Below are 1,942 nucleotides of genomic sequence, written 5' to 3'. Positions count from 1 at the left end.
TATTAAAACAAGCCTTTGCCATTGCTAAATCAGGATTAATATATGATGATTCTTATAAAAGTACTTTAGTGAAAAATTAATGAGTTTTTACTTGTTTTTTACCACAGTACTTTGTTAGCCACAGTACTTATTCACTTAATTCGTTATAAAGGTATCTAAATAAAATGTCACAATCATAATTTTGGACAGGACTCGTTTCATAATATTTTTTCAGCTTTTTTTGAAAACTACCTTTTTTGTCTAATTCAATCAGTCGTTCCCATATTCCGTAATGTTTGAAAGCTAACTCAATATATTCCCAATATTGACTATAAAATTCAATTGCGTTATTTGCAAAAGCTATCCATTGATTTCCTTTCCAACCAAAACCAACAATTTCATTTCTTTTTGCACTTTCTATAATACAAATCAAACCTTGATGCTCAAATAAATCATCGATTAGCGATTTATTCCAAATCTTTGAACTCAATTCGCAGAGTATTTCCGTTGCTTGATTTTCTTTGGCTTTATTAGGCAATTTATTTATAAAGGCTCTATCACTATTTTTAAAAACATATCCATTTTTTAAAATTTGACGAATTAAATAACTCTTACTATGTAAGTTTGGATTTTCAATTAGAGTTTGAATTATTGTCTTATTGTCTTTAGATTTTAAATTGAAATCAAAAGTTAACTGTTTACAGTCAAGAATAAAATATAAAAAATGAATATGTTTTTCTTTTGCTATTTTAAACCATCGATGAATTTTCGGTTGTCCATTTTCTGCCTTAAAAGCATTTGATTTATTAAGAATTGAGATTTCGTAATCGTTTAATTCTTCTATTTCTCTTTTTGCAAAACCACAAGATTGTCCTTTTATCCAGTTTTCTTTTAATAAACCAATTATATATTCTGATTTTTCAGTTGCTTCGTTTTCCTTGCGTTTCTTTTCCGCTATTACTTGTTGCTCTTCTAATTCCTTTTCTTTTTTTATTTGTTCTTCCTTTTTTTTAGAAGTCTTCTCGTGAAAATCATAGTAATAAGCTTGCTTAGTTTCTTTGTCAAATTTGATTTGAGATAAAGCAAGTGATTTAGATTTCCATTTGTTCATTAATCTATTTCTCTCGTTTAGGAATGGAAATTTGTATTTGCAAATAAGTCTAAACTGTTCTGATTTTTCATCAAATTTGAAGAAATTTTGATATTCAGTAAGATATTTTATATCTCTTTCAGTTTGTTTTTTACCTTCTGCATTAAATTTATCTAAAATCCAAATAAGGTAAATTCCGTTACGTTGATAAAACTCGTGTCTACTAATTATATATCGTAATGAAAGGTCAGAAAGCTGTATTTCAAATACAATTTCTTTATCTAAATATTTACAATAAACATCTGGTTTTCTTTTTTCGTTACTATCACTATCAAAAATGAATTTATCATCTATTTGTACATTAGAAACATCTCCAAGCAACGAAAGCTGTTTTCCTATTTGATTTTTGAGAAATTTATGTCGTTCACTTTCTTTCGACCTATAAATTGCATAGATTTTTTCACTTTCATCAGGCGATAATTTTCCGTCTTTTAAAAGACAATAATCTGCATTTGGGTTATGTTTAAAATGAAGTCTGTCGTATTTACTTGTAGAAACATTTAATTTCTGTTGACATTCAAGACAATAGAGTTCAATCTCGTTTTTGTGAAATTGTTTTCGGACAAGAAAAGCGTCTTTGGCTTTGTCAAAAATGTCATCAGCTTTAAGGATTTCTCCAGATAATTTGTCAAAAGCCTCTTTTATCGTCCTTTCAAATGCCATTCTTTAATGCGATGTTTTTTTTTCGTATTGTGGCTAACAATTGTATAAACGTATTGCGTTTATATCCGTTATGGCTTTAAATATAATAATTTTTTTGAAAATTTAATAAAAACCCTTATAATTATTGATGTTCTGCATAGGTGTACTAAA

Annotated in this window: 1 protein-coding gene; it reads right to left on the bottom strand. The window is 27.4% G+C overall.

Translation table 11 applies throughout. The annotated features are described in order from the left end of the window. Nucleotides 1-127: 127 nt before the first annotated feature. Nucleotides 128-1,792 (bottom strand): DUF6035 family protein, encoded by a 1,665-nt coding sequence (locus EGM88_RS14010; RefSeq protein ID WP_123899054.1) that lies wholly within the window; start codon nt 1,790-1,792, stop codon nt 128-130. Nucleotides 1,793-1,942 lie beyond the last annotated feature (150 nt).

The sequence above is a fragment of the Aureibaculum marinum genome, from assembly GCF_003813905.1.
GTDB lineage: Bacteria > Bacteroidota > Bacteroidia > Flavobacteriales > Flavobacteriaceae > Aureibaculum > Aureibaculum marinum.
Note: the sequence above shows the minus strand (reverse complement) of the source record. Positions and strands in the feature narration are given on the sequence as shown.